The organism is Phyllobacterium ifriqiyense (assembly GCF_030817885.1).
Classification (GTDB): domain Bacteria; phylum Pseudomonadota; class Alphaproteobacteria; order Rhizobiales; family Rhizobiaceae; genus Phyllobacterium; species Phyllobacterium ifriqiyense.
In genome coordinates, this window is sequence record NZ_JAUSZT010000003.1 from 361,675 (window position 1) to 381,326 (window position 19,652).

General features: G+C 54.9%; 17 protein-coding genes and 1 pseudogene. 9 read left to right on the top strand and 9 right to left on the bottom strand.

Annotated features, from left to right (window positions below; genetic code table 11):
* The first annotated feature begins 1 nt into the window (after position 1).
* Positions 2–1,417 carry an NADP-dependent phosphogluconate dehydrogenase gene (gene gnd, locus QFZ34_RS09075; protein WP_307279865.1) on the top strand — a complete coding sequence of 472 codons (1,416 nt, stop codon included), beginning with the start codon at positions 2–4 and terminating at the stop codon, positions 1,415–1,417.
* Between the two features lie 201 nt (positions 1,418–1,618).
* Here gnd and QFZ34_RS09080 read toward each other — a convergent pair.
* A pseudogene (locus QFZ34_RS09080) lies at positions 1,619–2,615 on the bottom strand (GlxA family transcriptional regulator).
* Complete coding sequence (locus tag QFZ34_RS09090; RefSeq protein ID WP_307279873.1) at positions 2,612–3,175, bottom strand: isochorismatase family protein; 564 nt, start codon at positions 3,173–3,175, stop codon at positions 2,612–2,614. The pseudogene QFZ34_RS09080 and the gene QFZ34_RS09090 overlap by 4 nt, the downstream one beginning before the upstream one ends.
* Positions 3,176–3,418: 243 nt before the next feature.
* Between QFZ34_RS09090 and QFZ34_RS09095 the strand changes: the two genes are divergently transcribed.
* On the top strand, positions 3,419–4,027 hold the full coding sequence (locus QFZ34_RS09095; RefSeq protein ID WP_307279876.1) for an alpha/beta hydrolase: 609 nt from the start codon (positions 3,419–3,421) through the stop codon (positions 4,025–4,027).
* 130 nt (positions 4,028–4,157) lie between these two features.
* Here the strand turns inward: QFZ34_RS09095 and QFZ34_RS09100 are convergent, their stop codons facing one another.
* Both QFZ34_RS09100 and odc2 read right to left on the bottom strand, forming a co-directional pair.
* The gene (locus tag QFZ34_RS09100) at positions 4,158–4,769 is read right to left on the bottom strand and encodes a GNAT family N-acetyltransferase (protein WP_307279879.1); all 612 of its coding nucleotides are present in this window, start codon (positions 4,767–4,769) and stop codon (positions 4,158–4,160) included.
* Between the two features lie 83 nt (positions 4,770–4,852).
* On the bottom strand, positions 4,853–5,986 hold the full coding sequence (odc2, locus tag QFZ34_RS09105; protein WP_115052276.1) for an ornithine/lysine decarboxylase: 1,134 nt from the start codon (positions 5,984–5,986) through the stop codon (positions 4,853–4,855).
* Between the two features lie 539 nt (positions 5,987–6,525).
* Between odc2 and QFZ34_RS09110 the strand changes: the two genes are divergently transcribed.
* The 4 genes from QFZ34_RS09110 to QFZ34_RS09125 all read left to right on the top strand — a co-directional run bounded on the left by QFZ34_RS09110 (position 6,526) and on the right by QFZ34_RS09125 (position 10,416).
* Entirely contained in the window at positions 6,526–7,713 is a 1,188-nt protein-coding gene (locus tag QFZ34_RS09110; RefSeq protein ID WP_115052275.1) for an amidase, read from the top strand.
* A complete protein-coding gene (locus tag QFZ34_RS09115) occupies positions 7,713–8,621 on the top strand; it encodes a LysR family transcriptional regulator (RefSeq protein ID WP_307279884.1) in 909 nt (302 codons plus the stop codon). Before QFZ34_RS09110 ends, QFZ34_RS09115 begins: the two co-directional genes overlap by 1 nt.
* 80 nt (positions 8,622–8,701) lie before the next feature.
* On the top strand, positions 8,702–9,361 hold the full coding sequence (locus tag QFZ34_RS09120) for a DUF1007 family protein (protein WP_115052273.1): 660 nt from the start codon (positions 8,702–8,704) through the stop codon (positions 9,359–9,361).
* Between the two features lie 11 nt (positions 9,362–9,372).
* Positions 9,373–10,416 (top strand): nickel/cobalt transporter, encoded by a 1,044-nt coding sequence (locus QFZ34_RS09125; protein WP_115052272.1) that lies wholly within the window; start codon positions 9,373–9,375, stop codon positions 10,414–10,416.
* On the opposite strand, the gene QFZ34_RS09130 is transcribed toward QFZ34_RS09125, so the two are convergent.
* Both QFZ34_RS09130 and QFZ34_RS09135 read right to left on the bottom strand, forming a co-directional pair.
* Positions 10,410–10,619, bottom strand: a complete 210-nt coding sequence (locus QFZ34_RS09130) for a hypothetical protein (protein WP_115052271.1) — start codon at positions 10,617–10,619, stop codon at positions 10,410–10,412. The genes QFZ34_RS09125 and QFZ34_RS09130 overlap by 7 nt on opposite strands.
* Positions 10,620–10,816: 197 nt before the next feature.
* A complete protein-coding gene (locus tag QFZ34_RS09135) occupies positions 10,817–11,497 on the bottom strand; it encodes a GNAT family N-acetyltransferase (RefSeq protein WP_307279888.1) in 681 nt (226 codons plus the stop codon).
* Positions 11,498–11,589: 92 nt separating this feature from the next.
* On the opposite strand from QFZ34_RS09135, the gene QFZ34_RS09140 reads away from it, so the two are divergent.
* The gene (locus tag QFZ34_RS09140) at positions 11,590–12,759 is read left to right on the top strand and encodes a pyridoxal phosphate-dependent aminotransferase (protein WP_307279891.1); all 1,170 of its coding nucleotides are present in this window, start codon (positions 11,590–11,592) and stop codon (positions 12,757–12,759) included.
* Positions 12,760–12,833: 74 nt separating this feature from the next.
* Here the strand turns inward: QFZ34_RS09140 and QFZ34_RS09145 are convergent, their stop codons facing one another.
* Together QFZ34_RS09145 and trhO are read right to left on the bottom strand one after the other, a co-directional pair.
* Complete coding sequence (locus tag QFZ34_RS09145) at positions 12,834–13,550, bottom strand: tellurite resistance TerB family protein (RefSeq protein ID WP_115052268.1); 717 nt, start codon at positions 13,548–13,550, stop codon at positions 12,834–12,836.
* A 125-nt stretch (positions 13,551–13,675) separates the two neighbouring features.
* Positions 13,676–14,605 (bottom strand): oxygen-dependent tRNA uridine(34) hydroxylase TrhO, encoded by a 930-nt coding sequence (gene trhO, locus QFZ34_RS09150; RefSeq protein ID WP_115053213.1) that lies wholly within the window; start codon positions 14,603–14,605, stop codon positions 13,676–13,678.
* Between the two features lie 156 nt (positions 14,606–14,761).
* Between trhO and QFZ34_RS09155 the strand changes: the two genes are divergently transcribed.
* Positions 14,762–15,400 (top strand): 2-dehydro-3-deoxy-phosphogluconate aldolase, encoded by a 639-nt coding sequence (locus QFZ34_RS09155; RefSeq protein ID WP_307279895.1) that lies wholly within the window; start codon positions 14,762–14,764, stop codon positions 15,398–15,400.
* A gap of 72 nt (positions 15,401–15,472) precedes the next feature.
* Here the strand turns inward: QFZ34_RS09155 and mepK are convergent, their stop codons facing one another.
* The gene (gene mepK / locus QFZ34_RS09160; protein ID WP_307279898.1) at positions 15,473–17,329 is read right to left on the bottom strand and encodes a peptidoglycan L,D-endopeptidase MepK; all 1,857 of its coding nucleotides are present in this window, start codon (positions 17,327–17,329) and stop codon (positions 15,473–15,475) included.
* A gap of 447 nt (positions 17,330–17,776) precedes the next feature.
* Here mepK and QFZ34_RS09165 point away from each other — a divergent pair, with 447 nt between their 5' ends.
* Positions 17,777–19,639 carry a M3 family oligoendopeptidase gene (locus tag QFZ34_RS09165; protein WP_307279900.1) on the top strand — a complete coding sequence of 621 codons (1,863 nt, stop codon included), beginning with the start codon at positions 17,777–17,779 and terminating at the stop codon, positions 19,637–19,639.
* Positions 19,640–19,652: the final 13 nt, after the last annotated feature.

Genomic DNA, 19,652 nt, shown 5'->3' on the forward strand with positions numbered 1-19,652 from the left:
CATGCAGCAAGCTGACATCGGATTGATCGGCCTCGGCGTCATGGGTGCCAATCTGGCGCTGAACATCGCTGAGAACGGTTATCGCGTTGCGGTTTTCAACAGAACCGTTGCCAAGACAAATGAATTTTACGCCGAAGCAGGTGCGCTGCAGGACAAGATCATCGCGTGCGAGACGCTTGAGGATCTGGCCAAAAACATCCGCGCGCCGCGTCCTATCATTCTCATGGTGAAGGCCGGCGAGGCCGTCGACGAGCAGATTGCCGCGCTCAAACCATTCCTTGCCAAGGACGACATCATCATCGACGCTGGCAATGCGAATTTTCACGATACGGTGCGCCGCCTAGCGGAACTGGGGGCGAATGATCCGACATTTGTCGGCATGGGCGTTTCCGGTGGGGAAGAAGGCGCGCGCCATGGCCCTTCGATCATGGTTGGCGGCACGCCCGAATCCTATGCCCGTATCGAGCCTGTCCTGACAGCAATTTCCGCCAAGTACGAAGGCGAATCCTGTTCAGCCCTGCTTGGGCCTGACGGAGCAGGTCATTTCGTCAAGACGATCCATAATGGCATTGAATATGCCGATATGCAGATGATTGCCGAAGTTTACGGCGTATTGCGTGATGGTCTTGGCCTCACCTCCGAAGCCATTGGCAGGATTTTCCAAAAATGGAATGAAGGCCCGCTGAATTCCTATCTCATAGAAATCACCGCCAAGGTTCTGCTTGCCAGTGACAAGAAGACTGGCAAGCCTGCCGTCGATGTCATTCTCGACAGCGCAGGCCAGAAAGGCACTGGCCGCTGGGCCGCTATCGAAGCGCAGATGCTCGGCATTCCTGCGACCGGCATCGAGGCTGCTGTTGCTGCCCGTTCGATCTCGTCCATGGTCAAGCAGCGCAGCGAAGCGGCAAAGGCCTATGGCGATCTTGGCACCGCCAAACTCTCCGATGGCAGCCAGGCATTTATCGACGCGCTCGAACAGGGTCTGCTTGCGGGTAAGATTGCGGCCTATGCGCAAGGCTTTGACGTCATGGCAGGCGCATCGAAGGAGCGCGGCTGGAACATCCCCCTTGCAACGACCGCCCGTATCTGGCGCGCCGGCTGCATCATTCGCTCGCAGTTCCTCGATCAGATTGCAGCGGCATTTGAAGGCAGCGAAGACACAAATCTCCTTCTTGTACCGGCCTTTGTCGAGCGCATGCAGTCAGGCTCGAAATCCTTGCGCAGGATCGTTGCCGAAGCCTCGCTAGCAGGTCTGCCAGTTCCGGCACTCTCTGCCGCTCTCAACTATTTTGATGGATTCCGCCAGGCTCGCGGCACAGCAAATCTCATTCAGGCGCAGCGTGATTTCTTTGGCGCTCATGGCTTTAAACGCCTTGGCGAAGAGGGTGATTTCCACGGGCCTTGGTCTGATGCTTAATCAAGCTCGATACAACGACGTGTGCTAACTTGATTGCATTGGCGTTGTACGTGGTTCGACAAGCTCACCATGGGGAAGATTTGTGTATTGCGGGGAGCTATTTCTGCAAGGCCAGAAGATAATCTTGCAAACCACTACCTTCCTCATGGTGAGCCTCGTCGAACCACGCACTAACCATGCTGCAAGCGTAAATAAGCGCCATCACGGCAATCTTGCACTGCTGGGCGGAGCGGCATGAATCCGCCCCCAAGCTCGGCGCAATTGCCTTGCCGATGCAAATCCGGTGCGGTCTGCCACCCCTTCCATATCCAACCGCGTATTGCTCAATATCTCCCGCGCCAATGCAATCCGCAGGCGGTTGAGATAGTCGGGAATGCTCATTCCCGTATGCTCGTTAAAAAGGCGTGAGAGGTGGCGTGGACTTGTGGCTGCAATGTCAGACAGCGACTGCAAGGTCCAATTCTGCGCCGGATCAGAGGCAAGCCTATCCTGAACACGGTGGATTGCCGGATGGATGTGATTGCGCCCGTCAAGCCAGGGCGACCATTGCGGATCAGTGCCGCTGCGCCGCAGATAAACCACCAGATATCGTGCAACAGCCACAGCACATGCCGGCCCTGCAATCTGGCTGACAAGATGGAGCATCAGATCAATGCCCGCCGTAATCCCAGCACTTGAGTAACGATTGCCATCTTCGACATAAAGCCGGTTGTCAAAAATCCGTGCTGTCGGCACATTTTCACGCAATTCTTCGATCGAACCGAAATGGGTGGTGCAGGCATATCCATCAAGCAGGCCCGCGCGTCCCGCCAGCAAGGAACCTGAGCAGATCGACACCAGTTTCTGTGTCTCGCCGACATGGGTCCGAAGCCAGTCGATAATCGCCGTGTCACCATGGCCCTGCGCTTCCAGCATGGGCTGAAGCCGGTGTATCCAGCAGCTCTGTCGCGTCTCCCGAAATTATAATCATGGCATCCGCCGGGACATTGCCGGGCAATGGCTCTATGCCGCTGATCGTCAATCCGATGGATGTAGTTACATTTGCCAGCGGGCCGACATAGCGCACATTAAAGCGCACCACGTCCTGCTCGAAATTTGCCTTGCGCAACACTTCCACCGGCCCGGCAATGTCCAGCAGCAGTGCCCTTGCGGGCACCACCACCAGAACATCGATATTTCTCGGTTCCATTACACTCATGCGGCCATCGCGCGTTGGACTCCGCTCAATGCTTCGTCAACCGTCACAATTCGCGCAAAGCGCCCGGCGAGCACCAGTTCGGTACGGGCCTTGATCTCATCGGCGCTGAATGTACGGCCATCAGCATGTGTCATGGCAAAGGTCAGCGTTGCTTCGGAGACAAACTCCACCTCGTAACCCAAATCTGACGCATGGCGCGTTGTCGTTTCACAGCATTGCTCGGTACGGATTCCAGATACCAACACTTTGCGGATGCCGTTTTCGGTCAACCAAACGTCAAGCCCGCTACCGACTAGCGCGCTGTGCCGGGATTTGTTGAAAACGGCATCGGCGCTGAACGAAACTGGAGCGAGAGGCTTGATAAAGCCCGACTCCATGGCAAATGGACCATCCCCATCCACATGGAAAATCCGTACCACGGGCAGGCCCTTGGCTTTAGCACCATCAATCAATCGCTGGATGTTTGCGATAAAGGGTTGTGCTTCTGCTTCATTCCAATAGCCACGCTGGCGAAATGATTCTTGTACGTCAATAACGATGAGCGCTGTGTCTGCGGACATTTTTGAACTCTCCTATGTGTTAATATTAGGAGATTATCGCCAGATATAACAGCGTGATACGCATGTGCCGGACGAAAAGCGGACAATAAAAGCCAATACCTGACAAATGCGGCGCACTGTCTTCAAATAGTAGACAATCCATCCAATAGCCGGGCCTTCTTTTCCTTGGCCAAGCACCCATATTGGGGCAATAAAAGTCATCAAACGATCCGGACAGCAGAAGGGCCGGACGGAAAGGCCACAATGTCAGCCGACGTCTATCAAAATCGCACGCATCTTGCCGCAATGCAGGGTCAGCCGCTGCTGTTCGTTTTTCATGGCACCGGCGGCGATGAAAATCAGTTTTTCGATTTCGGCCGGCAATTGCTGCCCGATGCCGGCATTATTTCACCACGCGGCAATGTATCGGAACATGGCGCATTGCGATTTTTCCGCCGAACCGGCGAAGGCGTTTACGACATGGAAGATCTTGCCTTGCGCACGGATGCCATGGCGGACTTCATCCGTGCCCGGAAAATCGAAGCACGGCCGTCCAGGACCATTGGTCTTGGCTATTCCAACGGCGCGAATATTCTTGCCTCCGTCATGCTGAAACATCCGGGCCTGTTCAACGAAGCTGTGCTGATGCACCCGCTTATCCCTTGGCAACCAGACGCTCAACCCGGCCTTGCCGGCAAGCGTGTACTGATCACCGCAGGCCAGCGTGACCCTATCTGCCCGCCCTCATTGACGCAGGATTTTGCCGATTATCTGATTGGGCAAGGTGTAGAAACTGATCTTGCCTGGCACACGGGCGGTCATGAAATCCAGCAGAGCGAGATCGCCGCGATTCAGCGGTTTTTTGGATCGTAAATCCCGCTGGCATTGTCATTTGTGCGTGGTTCGCCCTTCGGCTAGCTCAGAAGGGCGAACCACGCAGGGTTTTGCTGCAAATGTAAAAACCCCGCTTATTCCACCAAGTGAAGATAAGCGGGATTGGTGTTTACCTTGAAAACCGCATAGCCACCGGCAATATCCTGATAGCCGATGAGCGCTTGCCCTTTGGCGTCAACAGGCCATGCGCACCGTCCAGATGTCCGGCCTTTAGCTCCAGCGCCAAAAAGCGATGGCGCTCAACGGGGCCCGGCATTGCAAGACCGGCTGTCTTCGTGCCGTCAAATCCGAAACGTGCATAATATTCCGGATCGCCGACCAGAAGAATCGCGCCATGGCCAAGGCGTGCGGCTTCTGCTGTCGCGTGACGCATCAATGCAGCACCAATACCGTGTCCCTTCAGCGTCGGCTCGACAGCCAATGGCCCCAGCAACAAGGCGCGCACGGACTTTCCTGATGCATCATGTCCGGCCTGAATGTCCCAAAGCCGCACTGTTCCCAGCAAGGCGCCATCATTGCTGCGTGCAACAAAGGCCAGCCCTTGCGCAGGCAAGCGCCCGCGCCGCAGTTTTTCAGAAGACTTGCGGCGGCGTCCCTCACCCATGGCACGGTCGAGCAGGGCCTCACGGGCTTGTTCATCCTGTGCGGTTTCATTGCGGATAGTGAAAGCCTGCAATCCATCCGGATGCAAATTTTGTTCGATATATTCTACTGCGTTCATTGTCTTGACCAATCGATCATAAGGGTGCGTCAGCGCCGTCCGGCCGTGAAGCCGGACAGCAGTCCATCACCGGGCAACAGCCCTTAAATTACGTATGATCGGAGCGGTTCAAAGCCATTGAAAGCAACTGCCGAGTAGGTCGTGGTATAAGCGCCAGTTCCCTCGATCAGCACTTCGTCGCCAATAGTCAGCGAGATCGGTAGCGGATAGGGGTTCTTTTCATACATCACATCGGCACTGTCGCAGGTTGGGCCAGCAAGAACGCATGGTTCGGAAACATCGCCATCGCGCGGCGTTGTAATCTGATAGCGGATTGCCTCGTCCATCGTCTCGGCCAGACCGCCGAACTTGCCGATATCGAGGTAAACCCAGCGTACATTGTCGTTGGCGGCCTTCTTTGACACGAGCACGACCTCGGCCTTGATGACGCCTGCATTGCCAACCATGCCACGACCGGGCTCAATGATTGTCTCAGGCAGACGATTGCCGAAATGCTTGCTCAGCGCCTGGAAAATAGCCTGACCATAGGCCTGTGCAGTTGGCACATCCTTGAGGTAACGGGTTGGGAAACCACCGCCCATATTGACCATTTTCAGTGTAATGCCTTCCTTGGCAAGCGCGTCAAATACCTGCTTTGCATCGCCGAGCGCACGATCCCATGCAGCAAGATCTGTCTGCTGGGAACCCACATGGAAAGACACGCCATAGCTGTCGAGGCCAAGCTGCTGGGCGGAGCGAAGCACGTCAACCGCCATGGCAGGAACACAGCCAAACTTGCGCGACAGGGGCCATTCGGCGCCAGCACCGTCAGTGAGGACACGGCAGAACACGCGTGCGCCAGGCGCAGCACGGGCGACTTTCTCAACTTCTTCGACGCAATCAACGGCAAAGAGGCGAATACCGAGTTCGAAGGCGCGGGCAATATCGCGCTCTTTCTTGATCGTGTTGCCAAAGGAAATACGATCCGCAGTTGCCCCCGCATCAAGCGCCATCTCGACTTCGGCAACCGATGCCGTATCGAAGCTGGAACCGAGCGAAGCGAGCAGGCGCAGAATTTCCGGCGCAGGATTTGCCTTCACCGCATAGAAAATCTTCGACTCTGGCAAGGCCATTTCGAAATTGTGGAAATTTTCACGCACGACATCAAGATCGAGCACCATGCAAGGGCCGTTCGGGCGTCGGGTATTGATGAAGTCGATAATGCGCTGCGTAGCCATGTTATGCTCCAATTCCATAGCGGCTGGTATGGCCGCTCAAGCAGTGCAATTTCTCGGGCCGCGCCCATCGAAACTGCTGAGGACAAAGTGCATGAATCCATCCCCCGCGAAGCCAGCCTTTGGAGATGCTGAAAACACGGACAAGTTCATGCGGCGGTGGACCTGCGCCAACTGGCGTCGATCCGCTTTGTCTGCCTTGGTTTGGATGTTCCCATCCGCACTACCGGCAATGAAGGTGTGCCTCTTCAGTAATTCTCGGCTTTTGGACAGCCGAAAGAGACCGACTAGGCCCGCACCGTCGTTGCTTCAGATGTCCTCAACTTTGGCAGTTGGCTGCTAAGCTGACTGGAGGGGTTAGTTCCAGGTACCATACCGTTTCCTCACCATAATGAAGATCGGCGGACACCCATGGGCACGTGCGACTTTGGGCAAGGGCGATATAAGGCGGAATATGTGTCCAATCAATGACAAATATCGATTGTGACAAAGTTTTTTATTCATTGAACAAACAGAGCAAAATCACGTAGAATCTTTGAACGATGACCATATCAAAGCCCCTTAACGCTCTTTTGGATTTACCGTCTGTTAACCTTGTCTCGGGCGATGGTCCCTTGAGTGGTGAAACTTTGGCGGTCAAGGACATATTTGACGTGGCCGGCCTGCCCACTGGTTGCGGAAATAGGCAAAAACAGGCCGAATCACCCAATGCCATAACCACCGCGCCAGCTGTGCAGAAATTGCTCGATGCAGGAGCGACATTTATCGGCAAGACCCAGACCGATGAACTGGCCTTTTCGCTCATGGGCCAGAATGCCCATTATCCTCACCCGATAAACCCGAATGCGCCCGATCGCGTCACAGGCGGCTCATCATCAGGATCAGCGTCAGCTGTTGCAGGCGGATTGGCCAGCATCGCAACCGGAACGGATACGGGCGGCTCCATCCGTGCCCCTGCCAGTTTTTGCGGTCTGGTAGGCTTGCGCATCAGCCATGGGCGCATCTCTCTGGAGGGCACGATGCCATTGGCGCCCTCCCTCGATACGTTTGGCTGGTTTGCCCGTGATATCGAGCTTTACGAGAAAGTCGGCAATGTCCTGCTTGGTCAGGACATAAGCGACTTCAAGCTGAAGCGCCCGCTGTTCATTCCGCTGCTGGAACATCTTCTGGTCGGCGAAGCGGAGGATGCCGCCTACCGGCAAATGTATAAATTGGTCGCAGGCCATCTCGGTCATGCCCGTTCCGCCCGCCAATCAACAGCATCCATGGATGATCTTTATCTCTGCTTCCGCCAGATTCAGGGCTTTGAGGCTTGGGCGGCGCACGGAGCATGGCTTTCCGAGAAGAATCGCGGACTCGGCCCCGGCGTTAAAGAGCGGTTCGAATATGCCGCCGCCATTGATCTGGACACCTATCAGGCTCAGGTAAAGCGCAGGGCGCTTTTCACCCGCGAGCTTGCAGATTTACTTCAGGATGATGGTGTTTTGGTTATGCCGACCGTACCCGGTGCAGCCCCACTGGCTGCAACGCCTTTTGGGGATATTCAGGCATATCGCGAACAGGCGCTCCGCCTGTTGATGATATCTGGCCTTTCGGGCTTTCCGCAGATCACCTTGCCGCTTGGTCAGGTTCACGGCGCGCCATTTGGCTTTTCGCTGCTTGGACCGAAAGGCAGTGACATGGCGCTCATCCGCCTTGGCCGCACCATTTTACAATCAAAGGCACACTGATGGACACACTCACCCGCATGCGCGCCTATATTGATGTCGTGGAAGCGGAGGGGTTCTCGGCGGCGGCCCGCAAGATCGGGCGTTCCAAGGCACTCTTGTCCAAATATGTACGCGAACTTGAAGACGAGCTTGGTGCTTTGCTTCTCAATCGCACCACGCGGCAATTTTCCCTGACGGAAGCCGGCCACACCTATTACCAGCGCGCTAGCGAAATTCTGCGCGATGTCGAAAACCTGAAGGAAACGGTTCGCGACACCAGCAGCGATATCAAGGGGCGGATCAAGATTTCGGCACCGCGCACCTTTGCCGACGCCGATATTGGCCAATGTCTCATCGATTTTTGCGCCGATCAGCCTGAAATCACTCTCGATGTTCGGCTTGACGATCGCTTTGTTGATCTGGTCGAGGAAGGATTCGACCTGGCCATCCGTATTACCCGCATGCAGGACTCATCGCTGATCGCCAAGCGCATTGCTCCTTTCCGTGTCGTCGCCTGTGCCTCGCCTGCATTGATCGAACAGACGGGTGTACCGCAGCGCCCCGAACAGCTGAGTGCCCTGCCTTGCATCGTCGATACCAATAATCGCTCGCGCAATAGCTGGCAGTTTCATAATCAAAGCGGACCGATCATTTCCGTTCAGGTGTCCGGCCCCCTGGAGATCAATAGCCCGCTTGCCGCGCGCCGCGCCGCTCTTTCAGGGCTGGGCTTTGTCATGCTTCCGGATTTTATCGCAGCGCCGGATGTTGCAAGCGGCAGGCTCGTGCCTGTACTTGACGAGTTCGTCATGCGGGATGCCGGTATTTATGCAGTCTATCCGCATCGGCGCTATCTGCCTGCCAAGGTGCGCGTGCTTGTCGATTACCTGACTAAATGGTTCAAGGACCAAAAGGACAATCGCAAAGCCTGAAATGATGGGCTGTTAATGTTATATCGTCCCAATTTTGCCAAGTTCGGGATGTCCTGTATCACAACTATAAAGGGCAATTCATGCAGCAGAAACTCGCGGTCTTCATGGCAACTCTGGCTTTGGGCATGACCCTCGCCACCCCTGCCTATGTCCATCCGCACGTCTTTGCCGAAGCGCGCCTCGATATCACGATCAATCCTGATGGAACTGTTCAAAAGCTTGGCCATGTCTGGCGTTTTGACGATATCTTTTCCAGCACCGTTCTGGTGGAGTTCGACAAGAATGGTGATCTGAAGCTGGATGAAGCAGAATTGGCTGCTCTGGCTGAAACGATCAATGCCTCGATTTCCGAGTTCGACTATTTTCAGTCTGTCCAGCTCAATGACAAGAAGATCGTCATGGCAGCGCCAAAGCATTTGATTGCCGATTTCCAGAACAATCAGTTGATGATCATCTTTGAGAGCACCCCCAAACATCCGCTGAAGCTTGGCACAAAGACCAGTTTCGGCGTCTATGATCCAACCTTCTACACGGCCATCGATTACGTCAACGACGCGGATGTGCATGTGACGGGACTGCCGCCAGCCTGTAAGCAGAAGGTGGTGCGCCCCAACCCCGATGAGGCCATTGCGCAAAATCAGGGAACGCTGACCGATGCTTTTTTCAATGATCCCACTGGCACTGACATGACTAAAATCTTTGCCACCAGGCTCGAAATAGAATGCCCCTCCCAAGGGTAGAAGGATAAATGATGCGGAAATCGATCTGGCTTTGCGCACTGCTCGCGCTCGCGCTCCTTGGCGGACATGCTCTAGCGCAAACCTCTTCGCTTGGCATCGGCATGAATGAAGTTGCGATGAAGCCATCCGGTCCGTTTGCCGAATTCATCTTATGGATCAATATGCAACAGCGCGCCTTTTATCTGGCCATGACGAAAGCCCTCAAAGCCATGCGCGAGGATCCGTGGCAAGCTTCGATCCTCGTTGGCCTGTCTTTTCTCTACGGCATATTGCACGCTGTTGGTCCCGGCCATGGCAAGGCTGTCATTTCATCCTATATGGTTGCCAATGAAACGACCCTGAAGCGCGGCGTCTTCCTGTCCTTCGCCTCGTCCATGTTGCAGGCTCTCACAGCCGTTTTCATCATTGGCCTGACTTTTCTTGTGCTTCGCGGCACCACTGTGTCCATGGACGATGCGACGCATGTCATGGAAGTGGCAAGTTTCGCGCTGATCGTGGCCTTCGGCCTGTCATTGCTCTGGCGCAAGGTGCCACGGCTTTTCACGGCAAATGCCGCTCATGCCCATGCGGGCCACATACATCATGATCATGACCATGCTCACCACAGTCACGAGCATCACGACCACACGCACCATGATCACCATGCGCATAGTCATGGTCATTCCCATGCTGCAGGTCATGTCTGCGAGACATGCGGCCATAGCCATGCCCCGGATCCGGCCATGATTTCCGGCGATTTCAACTGGAAAACCGCTTGGGCGGCCATCATTGCTGTTGGTTTGCGCCCCTGTTCCGGCGCACTGATCGTTCTGACGTTCTCGCTATTGAACGGCTTGGTGCTTGGGGGAATTTTGTCCGTTTTCGCCATGGCCTTGGGCACATTCATAACGGTCGCAATACTCGCAACCTTGGCCGTCACCGCCAAGAATGTGGCCTTGCGCATATCTGGCGAAACGGCGCTTTCGGGCCGGGTTCAGAATTTTATCGAGATCGGCGGGGCGCTGTTCATCGTTTTGACCGGCGGCCTGCTTCTGACGGCTTCACTGTCCTATTGATTATTATTGCGGCGCTGGCTTCTGGCCCGAAGCCAGAACACGACGAAAAAGCCCAGAACAAAGATAACACCGAAAATACCAGCGGCTAGTGGCGACTTATCGCCAATTGCCAGCATCAGGCTTGGCATCAGATAGGCGACAATGCCAAAGCCGAGCATGATACAACCGGCCGCTATGGCCGCATTCCGGGTTTTGGGGTCCATCAACATCACCACTCAGTTCGATATAAGTGGCGTTGTAGCCCTATCCGGTCGCAAAGCAAGTATTCCGGCAAATCTTTATATGCGTGGTTCGACAAGCTTGATCTTTCATAAGTTGAATAATGCGCCACCTACGAAGAAACTGGCGGTGGCGTTTTTTATCGAGCTGCATGGATAATGTGCGTGGTTCGACGGGCTCACTATCTTGCAGCAAGCCGAAGCTCTTCCAGCCGCTTGATCTGTTGGCCCTCAGCATCAAAATTATCCGGTGAAAGCCAAGCCTGATAGGCTGCTTTGAGCGCTGGCCATTCCTGATCGGTCACTGAATACCAGGCCGTATCCCGGTTCTGGCCCTTCTGCACCATATGCTGGCGGAAAATGCCTTCGAATGTGAAACCAAACCGTTCTGCGGCACGCTTTGACGGCTCATTGCTATTGTTGCATTTCCATTCGTAGCGCCGGTAGCCCAGCACATCGAAAGCATATGCCATGAAAAGATATTGTGCTTCCGTGGCTGCTGGCTTGCGCGCGATCAGCGGTCCCCAGTAAATATTGCCGATTTCGATGGAGCCATGGGCAGCGTCTATGCGCATCAACGCCTGACGTCCCGCAACCTTGCCGCTGGCTTTGTCGATGACCGCATAAAACAGCGGGTCTTTGCTCGCTTCGACTTTTGCCAGCCATGGCGTCATGGCGTTGCGACTCTCAGGCACGTCCTCGAAAAGATAGCGGAACCGGCCATCTGCATCAGCAACCGTCGAGGCCTCATAGAGTCCATCGCCATGCTTTGCCGCATTGATCGGCTCAAGACGGACATAGCGTCCTTCAAGCGGCTCAGGGGCAGGAAATGGTCGTGGTGTCCAGTCTTTCAAATCGGTCATGTAATTCGGCCCATTTTTATCAAAGCACGTTTGACTTGTTACGCTAGTCCCCGCACAAAGCAGAAGTTGAAAATTGTATGTGAGACAAGAAAATGCTGCGTACCATTTCGGGCTTCGACCGTATCGGCGAAGAAAATGCCTTTGCTGTTCTGGCTCGCGCGACAGCCCTCAGCGCCCAAGGCAAGGACATCATCAATCTTGGCATCGGCCAACCGGACTTTAAAACACCGGCGCATATTGTTGAAGCGGCCATCAAGGCGCTTAAAGACGGTCATCATGGCTACACGCCAGCCAATGGGTTACTGGCGACACGCGAGGCCGTTGCACGACGCACGCTGACCACGACGGGCGTCGAAGTCTCGCCGGAGAACATTATCATCGTGCCGGGCGGCAAGGTGACAATGTTTGCCGCGATCATGATTTTCGGCGAACCCGGCGCGGAAATCCTCTATCCCGATCCCGGCTTTCCCATTTATCGCTCAATGATCGAGTTTACGGGTGCCAAACCCGTTCCGGTGCCAATTCGTGAGGAGAATGGCTTCGCTTTTTCTGCGGAGGAAACGCTATCGCTGATTACGCCGAATACGCGGCTTCTTATTCTCAACTCACCTGCCAACCCGACTGGTGGCGTCACGCCAAAGTCAGAAATCGAAAAACTGGTAAAAGGTCTGGAAGACCATCCCCATGTCGCCATCATGTCAGATGAGATTTACGATGTGATGACCTATGATGGCGAAGAACATTGCTCGCTTCTTACCTTCCCGCAAATCCGTGACCGCCTGATCGTGCTGAATGGCTGGTCGAAGACCTGGGCAATGACAGGTTGGCGCATGGGCTGGTCCATCTGGCCCGATCAGCTCTATGACAAGGTGCGCAAACTCGCGGTCAATTGCTGGTCCTGCGTCAACGCGCCAAGCCAATATGCCGGTATAGCTGCCATTGACGGTCCGCAGGATGATGTGGAGAAAATGTGCAAGGCATTCGACAATCGCCGTAAAATTGTTGTCGATGGACTGAACAGCCTGCCGGGCATTAGCTGCGCCACGCCCAAAGGAGCCTTCTATGCCTTCCCAAACGTCAAGGAAACGGGCTGGCCCGCCAAAAAACTTGCTTCTGCCCTCCTCGATGGTGCCGGCGTGGCTTTGATCGGCGGTCCGGATTTCGGCATTCTCGGCGAAGGTTATATCCGCCTCTCCTATGCCAATTCCGAAGAAAATATCATCCGCGCCATCGAACGCATCGAGAAATTTCTGGCAAAATAAGCGGGCGTTGCCGCCCGCCTCCATGTAGCGCGTAGTTTGCGAGAGGCAAACCACGCACTAGATATGCCATCAGCTTAGGCGGGCGAAGCGACCTTCGCCTGACTTACCGTTGCCTCAATATGATCGATGAGGCTATCCGGCAGCTTGAGACGACCGGCGAGCAGATCGAGATAACCGCGTTCGCCGCGTGTCTTTGGATCAATGGCGAGACGGGAAGCTGTATAAAGCTCAACCTTCTGCTCGTCGGTAACGGCAGCTGCAACCAGCGCATCCACATCAACGGGAGCGCTGAGTTCTGCATTCAAGAATTCCTGGGTGTCGCTGTTCATGCCGGAGAGCGATAGCTTTTCCAAAATACGCGCGCGCTCTGCATCATCGACCATGCCGTCGGAGCGGGCAGCAGCAATCATCGCACGCACCAGCACAAGGGCAAATTCGTGCTCACCTTGCGGCGCCGTCTGCGGATCGAAACCTGAATCGCTCGGCGGTGGCAGCAATTCGCCATTTGCCGGAGCCTGCGCGGTTTCTGCGGGAGCCTTGCCCGATTGATAATTTTGATAGGCCTTGTAGGCCAATCCTGCCACTGCGGCGAGACCGCCAAGCTTCAAAGCGCCGCCGGCAACTTCACGGCCTGTACCCGTGCCAAGCAAAATCGCTGCCAGCGCACCTGCCGCCAGAGGGTTGTCCTTGGCCATTTGCGTCGCCTTTCCGGCTGTGTCGCGTACCGAGGTTCCCACGCCGGGGATATTGCTTCCCAGGAAATCGTTCAAAATCTTCTTCGGATCGAGCATGCATTTCTCCCTCTTGGTCGCATGAATTCGCTGGTCTTAGTTAGGAACAGCTTCATGGCATTGCAATGACAGGGAAGGATTTGTGGCTCGCAATCACGACATACGTGGTTCATCCCTCGGCAAGCTCAAGACCCGATATGCTCTTTCAACCCACGTTCACGCGCCAGCCGCACCTGTTTTTGCCGTTCCGCGAAGCGGGCGCGGTCTTCATCAGTGCGCTCATGATAGCAATTGGGACAGGAAATCCCCTCTGCAAACAAAGGCGACAGCTTGTCTTCGGGCGCGATAGGATTACGGCAGGCGTGGCAAAGTTCTGCCTCCCCTTCAATCAACCCATGGCCGACGGAAACGCGCTCATCAAATACAAAGCACTCGCCTTCCCAGCGGCTTTCCTCAGCGGGTACATCTTCCAGATATTTAAGAATGCCACCCTTGAGATGAAACACCTCATCAAAGCCGAGACCTTTGACAAAGGCAGTAGCCTTTTCGCAACGAATACCGCCAGTGCAGAACATGGCAATCTTCTTGCCTTCAAGTTCCTCGCGATGGTTTTCCACCCATTGCGGAAACTCACGAAATGTTTTCGTCTGCGGGTCAAGCGCGCCCGTAAATGTGCCGATGGCGGTCTCATAATCATTGCGCGTATCAATGATTACCGTATCGGGGTCCGAAATCAGCGCGTTCCAGTCTTGCGCAGCGACGTAGGTCCCGACACTTTGCAGCGGGTCGATATCCTCAACGCCCATGGTGACGATTTCCTTTTTCAAGCGCACTTTCATACGCTTGAACGGCATTTCGCTGGCATGGGAATATTTCAGTTCCATTCCTGCAATTGCAGGTTCTGCTTCAAGAAAATCGACCAGCGTCTTGATCGCGGCAGCGGAGCCCGCAACCGTGCCGTTAATGCCTTCGGCCGCCAGCAGCAGCGTGCCCTTTATGCCTTGCGCGCAACACAGTTTCGCCAGCGGCTCCTGCAATGACTGGTAGTGATCCAGCCGGGCAAACCGATATAGTGCAGCCACTGTAAAGGGCAGATTGGAAGAATGATCTGTCATGATGGCATTCAACTACTGTGCCACAACGTCAATTTCAAGATATTTGCGACAAGCGGTGCTTTGGCCGCATTTCTTGCATGATGCTGGACTTGAATCATTGGACAAAAAGGTTCAGCAACACTAAATCGATTAGAGTTCAAAAAGACGGAGATTGTCATGACCCAGAAGACCGATTTATTGCTACCTGTCCTCAAGGGCCAGCCGGTCATTCCGGTCCTCCTCATTCAAAATGTTGCCGATGCGGTGCCCTTGGCGCGCGCGCTTGCTGCTGGTGGCCTGCCCGCCATCGAAATTACATTGCGCACCGCCGCCGCGCTCGACGCCATCCGCGCGGTTGCCAATGAGGTTCCTGAAGCAATCGTAGGCGCCGGCACCATTCTCAACGCGCGCCAGTATGAAGAGGCGGCCAATGCCGGCTCGCGCTTCATCGTCAGCCCCGGTGTAACACCGCAATTGCTTGAGGCTGCCCGCTCCAGCAAGGTGCCGTTGCTTCCCGGCGCGATCACCCCCGGCGAGATCATGGCGCTGCGGGAAGAAGGCTATACAATGCTGAAATTCTTCCCGGCCGAACAGGCTGGCGGCGCAGCTTTCCTCAAATCGCTTTCCTCGCCGCTGGCCGGAACGATGTTCTGCCCAACAGGCGGTATCGGCATTGCCAATGCAAAAACCTATCTTTCCCTGCCAAATGTTGTCTGCGTCGGCGGCTCGTGGGTCGCGCCGGAAAATCTGGTCAAGGAAGGCAAGTGGGACGAAATCACCAAGCTGGCAGCCGAAGCCGTCAAGTTGGCTAGCTGATAGAACAGACTGCGGTTCAATATAAAACGGCGGCTCTGCTCAGAACCGCCGTTTTCATTTTTATACCGTTGTTTAAGAACCGTGGCTGGGATTGAACTTTGCGATCTGCATGAAGGTCACAGCCTTGCCGGTAAACTTGTTGGCGTCGGCAACCGGCAACTTCTGCTGGAATCCGGCGACATAGACTGTCGTCGGGGCCATGCGCATTGTTTCATTGCGCAGTACTGCAGGGGTAACTGCCGGTGCTGTGTCGGCGACCTGCTCATTCGAAAGTGCCCGCTCCGGCACATCGGACGCGACCTGCATCGCCTTCGGTGCCTCCTGCACTGCCTGACGGCGTGGCTTGGATGCCTTGGCCGTAGTCACCACACCGCTGTCGAGCATGGCAACCGGATCACCGCCCTTGGCTTCAAGCATGGTCTTGCGCAATGAAGGCTGGGGAGCGGCAGATGCAACTTGAGCAGCATCATTGCCGGTAACCTTCTTCACCCGTCCACCTGTCTTGCCGACAGTGGTTGGCAGTTCCGGCGAAGGATCGGACGCCGCCACAACAGTGCTGTGTTCGGGATCAGACTGCTTGATGATCGCTTCAAGATCATCGTCTGGAACCGGAATGACGTCGTTATCCGCTGTCTGAACGGAAGCTGGTATATTCGCCGGACGTTGCGTTGGAACAATGGAGGCGACCATCATGTCGTTTTGCTTTGGCGCTGTGCGCGGCTTTTCGAATGGTACAGGCACAAGCGCATTCACCATTTGCGGCTGCGCCACATTTGCTGGCGCGGGTTCCGGCGCCGGATTGGCTGCGATCATCTGAGCAATCGCTGCAGCACTATCCTGCGTTGAATTATCCGCTGCAAGCGCATTAAGCGTTGAGGGCTCCGGCGTTGCTACAGCTGGCGCATAATCCGGACGGCGCAGCGGCACAGGCACAGCAAAAGCAAGAGCCTGATTGTCTTCCGGCGTCAGCTCAACCGGCGTTTCAGGACGCGGTGCAGCCACTGGCGCAGGCGCATTACGGTTTGGCAATGCAGGTTCCATCACGCCCGGAAGATTACCGGCTGTGGTTGCTGGCGCGGCTCCTGAATCCTCGTCGGATTCAGCGGCAGCGGCGGGTGCTTGCCGTGTGGTGCCCCGGGCCGGTGTCGGCGCCGAAGCAACCGCTACTGAGCTTTCGCCTGAATCCTCTTCTTCATCCGCGCCACCGCCAAACAATACGCCAAACAGAGTCTTGCCACCGCGACGCGAAGAGCTTGAACTTGCAACCTGGATCGAACCTCCACTGCGCTTACGGGATTCGTAAGCTGCGACCGCCTGTTCATAACCGGGTAATGGCTTACCATCGGTCGGAATGTGCATGGTCTTGCCGTCCGGGAACACCGCCAGCAATTCCTTGCGGCTCATGCGCGGCCAATGGCGGACATTACCAACGTCAGTATGAATGAAGGGCGATCCGGAACGCGGATAATAGCCAACGCCACCAGCTTCAAATTTCAGCGCTGCATTGCGCAAGGTTGCAAGTTTTACACCTGGCAAATACCAGTCCATTGCTTTGCCAAGCATATGCTGGCTTGTCTTTGCCACACCGCGCGAACGGGAGCGAAGCATCGAATTGGTAGTAGGGGAACGATAGGCCGAAACCACATTGATATAGTCTCGCCCGCCAACCTTCTGATAGGTCGACCAGACCAGATCGAAAAGGCGTGGGTCCATCTTGGTCGGTTCATTGCGGCGCCAATCGCGCAAAAACTTGTTCAGCTTGTTCAGGCCATCCTGCTGATAGCGTCCATTCTTCTTGAACGTGATTTCAGCGCGTTCTTTCGTGTGAATGAAATAAAGCTTGAGAGTTCTCGTCTCGGCTTGAGCCTGAGCGGATACAAAAAGCATCGACGCGAAGACCATGAGGAACGCAAACCAACCGGCACGCATGTTAAAACCTGCCGTCAATTTACCGCTCTGTGCATGCACCATGTTTGACAATGTCGTCCCAACCTTGATCGTTTTCTCAAGTCCCCGAATAGCTGGATTATCCAATTTAATGGTTAATGGTCACTTATTGAACATCAAATACGTTGAGAGCATGGCAAAAACCTGAATGAAATCCACTGTTATGTGACATGGTCAACAGTTGGTTAACGACAGGAATAAGGCGTTTTGACGAAAGAATCCACCCCGCCCACGCCAAAATATCGCCTCTAAGCGGTCAAAGTCTCATTTGCCTAGGCAACTTGGCTTTGTCAGCATGTTTACGTCATTGGCGTCAAATCGTTGCACAGCCGTCTCTTTGCACTAAGTTTAGTGTTCCGATTTCCACTGGTCTGATTCGACCGGACCTCCTACGCCCAGCCATTTTATGGCGCAATAATGAGTTTTGAAATGAACAGACACAACATATTGCAGGCCACTGTTTTTTCCCCAAAATCCGGCGCCGCCGCCGTAAAGGAGGAACAGGCTGCACTTGGCATATTGCCGGAATGGAACCTGGCTGATCTGTATCCTTCCCCCGAAAGCAGTGAACTTACGGCTGATCTGCAAAAGGCCGGTGAACTTTCCATCGCCTTTGAAGAACGATGGAAAGGCACCCTCGCCGCCGAAATAGCAAAACCGCAGGGCGGCGATTTTGCTCAGTCCATTGCAGAGTATGAAGCGCTCGATGATCTGATGGGCAAAATCGGCTCCTACGCCGGACTGGTCTATGCCAGCGATACTTCCAATCCGAAAAATGCCAAGCTCTATGGCGATATCCAGCAAAAGCTCACCGATGCCAGCACCCATCTGATCTTTTACGGCCTCGAACTGAACCGTATTGAAGATGCACTGATCGAAAAGGCCATGGATGACAATTCAGCCATCGGCCATTACCGCCCATGGCTGGTCGATTTGCGCAAAGACAAGCCATACCAGCTCGATGACAAGCTGGAACAACTCTTTCACGAGAAGTCTATTACAGGCCGTGGCGCCTGGAACCGGCTTTTTGATGAAACAATGACATCATTGCGTTTTGAGGTAAATGGCGAGGAATTGCCGATTGAACCAACCCTCAACCTTCTGCAGGATTCGAATGCGGAAGTGCGCAAGACCGCTTCCGATGCGCTAGCCAAGACTTTCAAGGAAAACCTGCGCATCTTCACGCTCATCACCAATACTTTGGCGAAAGACAAGGAAATTTCCGACCGCTGGCGCGGCTTCGAGGATATCGCCGATAGCCGTCATCTGGCCAATCGTGTTGAGCGTGAAGTTGTCGACGCGTTGGCGGAAGCGGTGCAGGCCGCCTATCCGCGTCTCTCTCATCGTTATTACAAGTTGAAAGCCAAGTGGCTCGGCCTCGATTATCTTAATAGCTGGGACCGCAACGCGCCTCTTCCGGAAACACCGCAAGCGGTCATTCCATGGGCCGAAGCGCGCGAAACCGTGCTTTCAGCCTATAATGGCTTTGCCCCCGAAATGGCCGAGATTGCCAAGCGCTTTTTTGACCGGAATTGGATTGATGCGCCGACGCGTCCGGGCAAGTCGCCCGGCGCATTTGCCCATCCGACTGTTCCTTCTGCCCATCCTTATGTTCTGCTCAATTACATGGGCAAGCCACGCGACGTGATGACCCTGGCGCATGAGCTTGGTCATGGCGTGCATCAGGTACTGGCCGGGGATCAGGGCGCGCTCATGGCGTCAACACCCCTGACCCTTGCCGAAACCGCCTCGGTTTTCGGTGAAATGCTGACATTCCGTTCATTGCTGGAAAAGACCAGGGATAAGCGCGAACGCAAGGCGATGCTGGCGCAAAAGGCGGAGGACATGATCAATACGGTCGTGCGGCAGATTGCGTTCTATCAGTTCGAACGTCGCGTTCACACCGAGCGGTCCAATGGTGAGCTGACGTCAGATCGGATCGGCGAGATTTGGCTGGACATTCAGAAGGAAAGCTTGGGAGATGCGGTGCATTTCGGCCCGGGTTACGAGAATTTCTGGACCTATATTCCGCATTTTATCCACTCGCCTTTCTATGTTTACGCCTACGCCTTTGGCGATTGTCTGGTGAATTCGCTTTACGCCGTTTATCAGAATGCGGAATCGGGCTTTCAGCAGAAATACTTTGACATGTTAAAGGCTGGTGGCACCAAGCATCATTCCGAACTGCTTGCTCCTTTCGGCCTTGATGCAACAGATCCAGCCTTCTGGCAAAAAGGCCTGTCGGTTATTGAAGGCATTATCGACGAGCTGGAGACCATGGATCAGGACTAGGGTCAGGACACCA

Excerpts from the sequence above, each read along its gene's own strand:
- gnd (WP_307279865.1), top strand. The coding sequence starts at position 2 with ATGCAGCAAGCTGACATCGGATTGATCGGCCTCGGCGTCATGGGTGCC.
- QFZ34_RS09090 (WP_307279873.1), bottom strand. The coding sequence starts at position 3,175 with ATGTCCGCAGACACAGCGCTCATCGTTATTGACGTACAAGAATCATTT.
- QFZ34_RS09095 (WP_307279876.1), top strand. The coding sequence starts at position 3,419 with ATGTCAGCCGACGTCTATCAAAATCGCACGCATCTTGCCGCAATGCAG.
- QFZ34_RS09100 (WP_307279879.1), bottom strand. The coding sequence starts at position 4,769 with ATGAACGCAGTAGAATATATCGAACAAAATTTGCATCCGGATGGATTG.
- odc2 (WP_115052276.1), bottom strand. The coding sequence starts at position 5,986 with ATGGCTACGCAGCGCATTATCGACTTCATCAATACCCGACGCCCGAAC.
- QFZ34_RS09110 (WP_115052275.1), top strand. The coding sequence starts at position 6,526 with ATGACCATATCAAAGCCCCTTAACGCTCTTTTGGATTTACCGTCTGTT.
- QFZ34_RS09115 (WP_307279884.1), top strand. The coding sequence starts at position 7,713 with ATGGACACACTCACCCGCATGCGCGCCTATATTGATGTCGTGGAAGCG.
- QFZ34_RS09120 (WP_115052273.1), top strand. The coding sequence starts at position 8,702 with ATGCAGCAGAAACTCGCGGTCTTCATGGCAACTCTGGCTTTGGGCATG.
- QFZ34_RS09125 (WP_115052272.1), top strand. The coding sequence starts at position 9,373 with ATGCGGAAATCGATCTGGCTTTGCGCACTGCTCGCGCTCGCGCTCCTT.
- QFZ34_RS09130 (WP_115052271.1), bottom strand. The coding sequence starts at position 10,619 with ATGGACCCCAAAACCCGGAATGCGGCCATAGCGGCCGGTTGTATCATG.
- QFZ34_RS09135 (WP_307279888.1), bottom strand. The coding sequence starts at position 11,497 with ATGACCGATTTGAAAGACTGGACACCACGACCATTTCCTGCCCCTGAG.
- QFZ34_RS09140 (WP_307279891.1), top strand. The coding sequence starts at position 11,590 with ATGCTGCGTACCATTTCGGGCTTCGACCGTATCGGCGAAGAAAATGCC.
- QFZ34_RS09145 (WP_115052268.1), bottom strand. The coding sequence starts at position 13,550 with ATGCTCGATCCGAAGAAGATTTTGAACGATTTCCTGGGAAGCAATATC.
- trhO (WP_115053213.1), bottom strand. The coding sequence starts at position 14,605 with ATGACAGATCATTCTTCCAATCTGCCCTTTACAGTGGCTGCACTATAT.
- QFZ34_RS09155 (WP_307279895.1), top strand. The coding sequence starts at position 14,762 with ATGACCCAGAAGACCGATTTATTGCTACCTGTCCTCAAGGGCCAGCCG.
- mepK (WP_307279898.1), bottom strand. The coding sequence starts at position 17,329 with ATGCGTGCCGGTTGGTTTGCGTTCCTCATGGTCTTCGCGTCGATGCTT.
- QFZ34_RS09165 (WP_307279900.1), top strand. The coding sequence starts at position 17,777 with ATGAACAGACACAACATATTGCAGGCCACTGTTTTTTCCCCAAAATCC.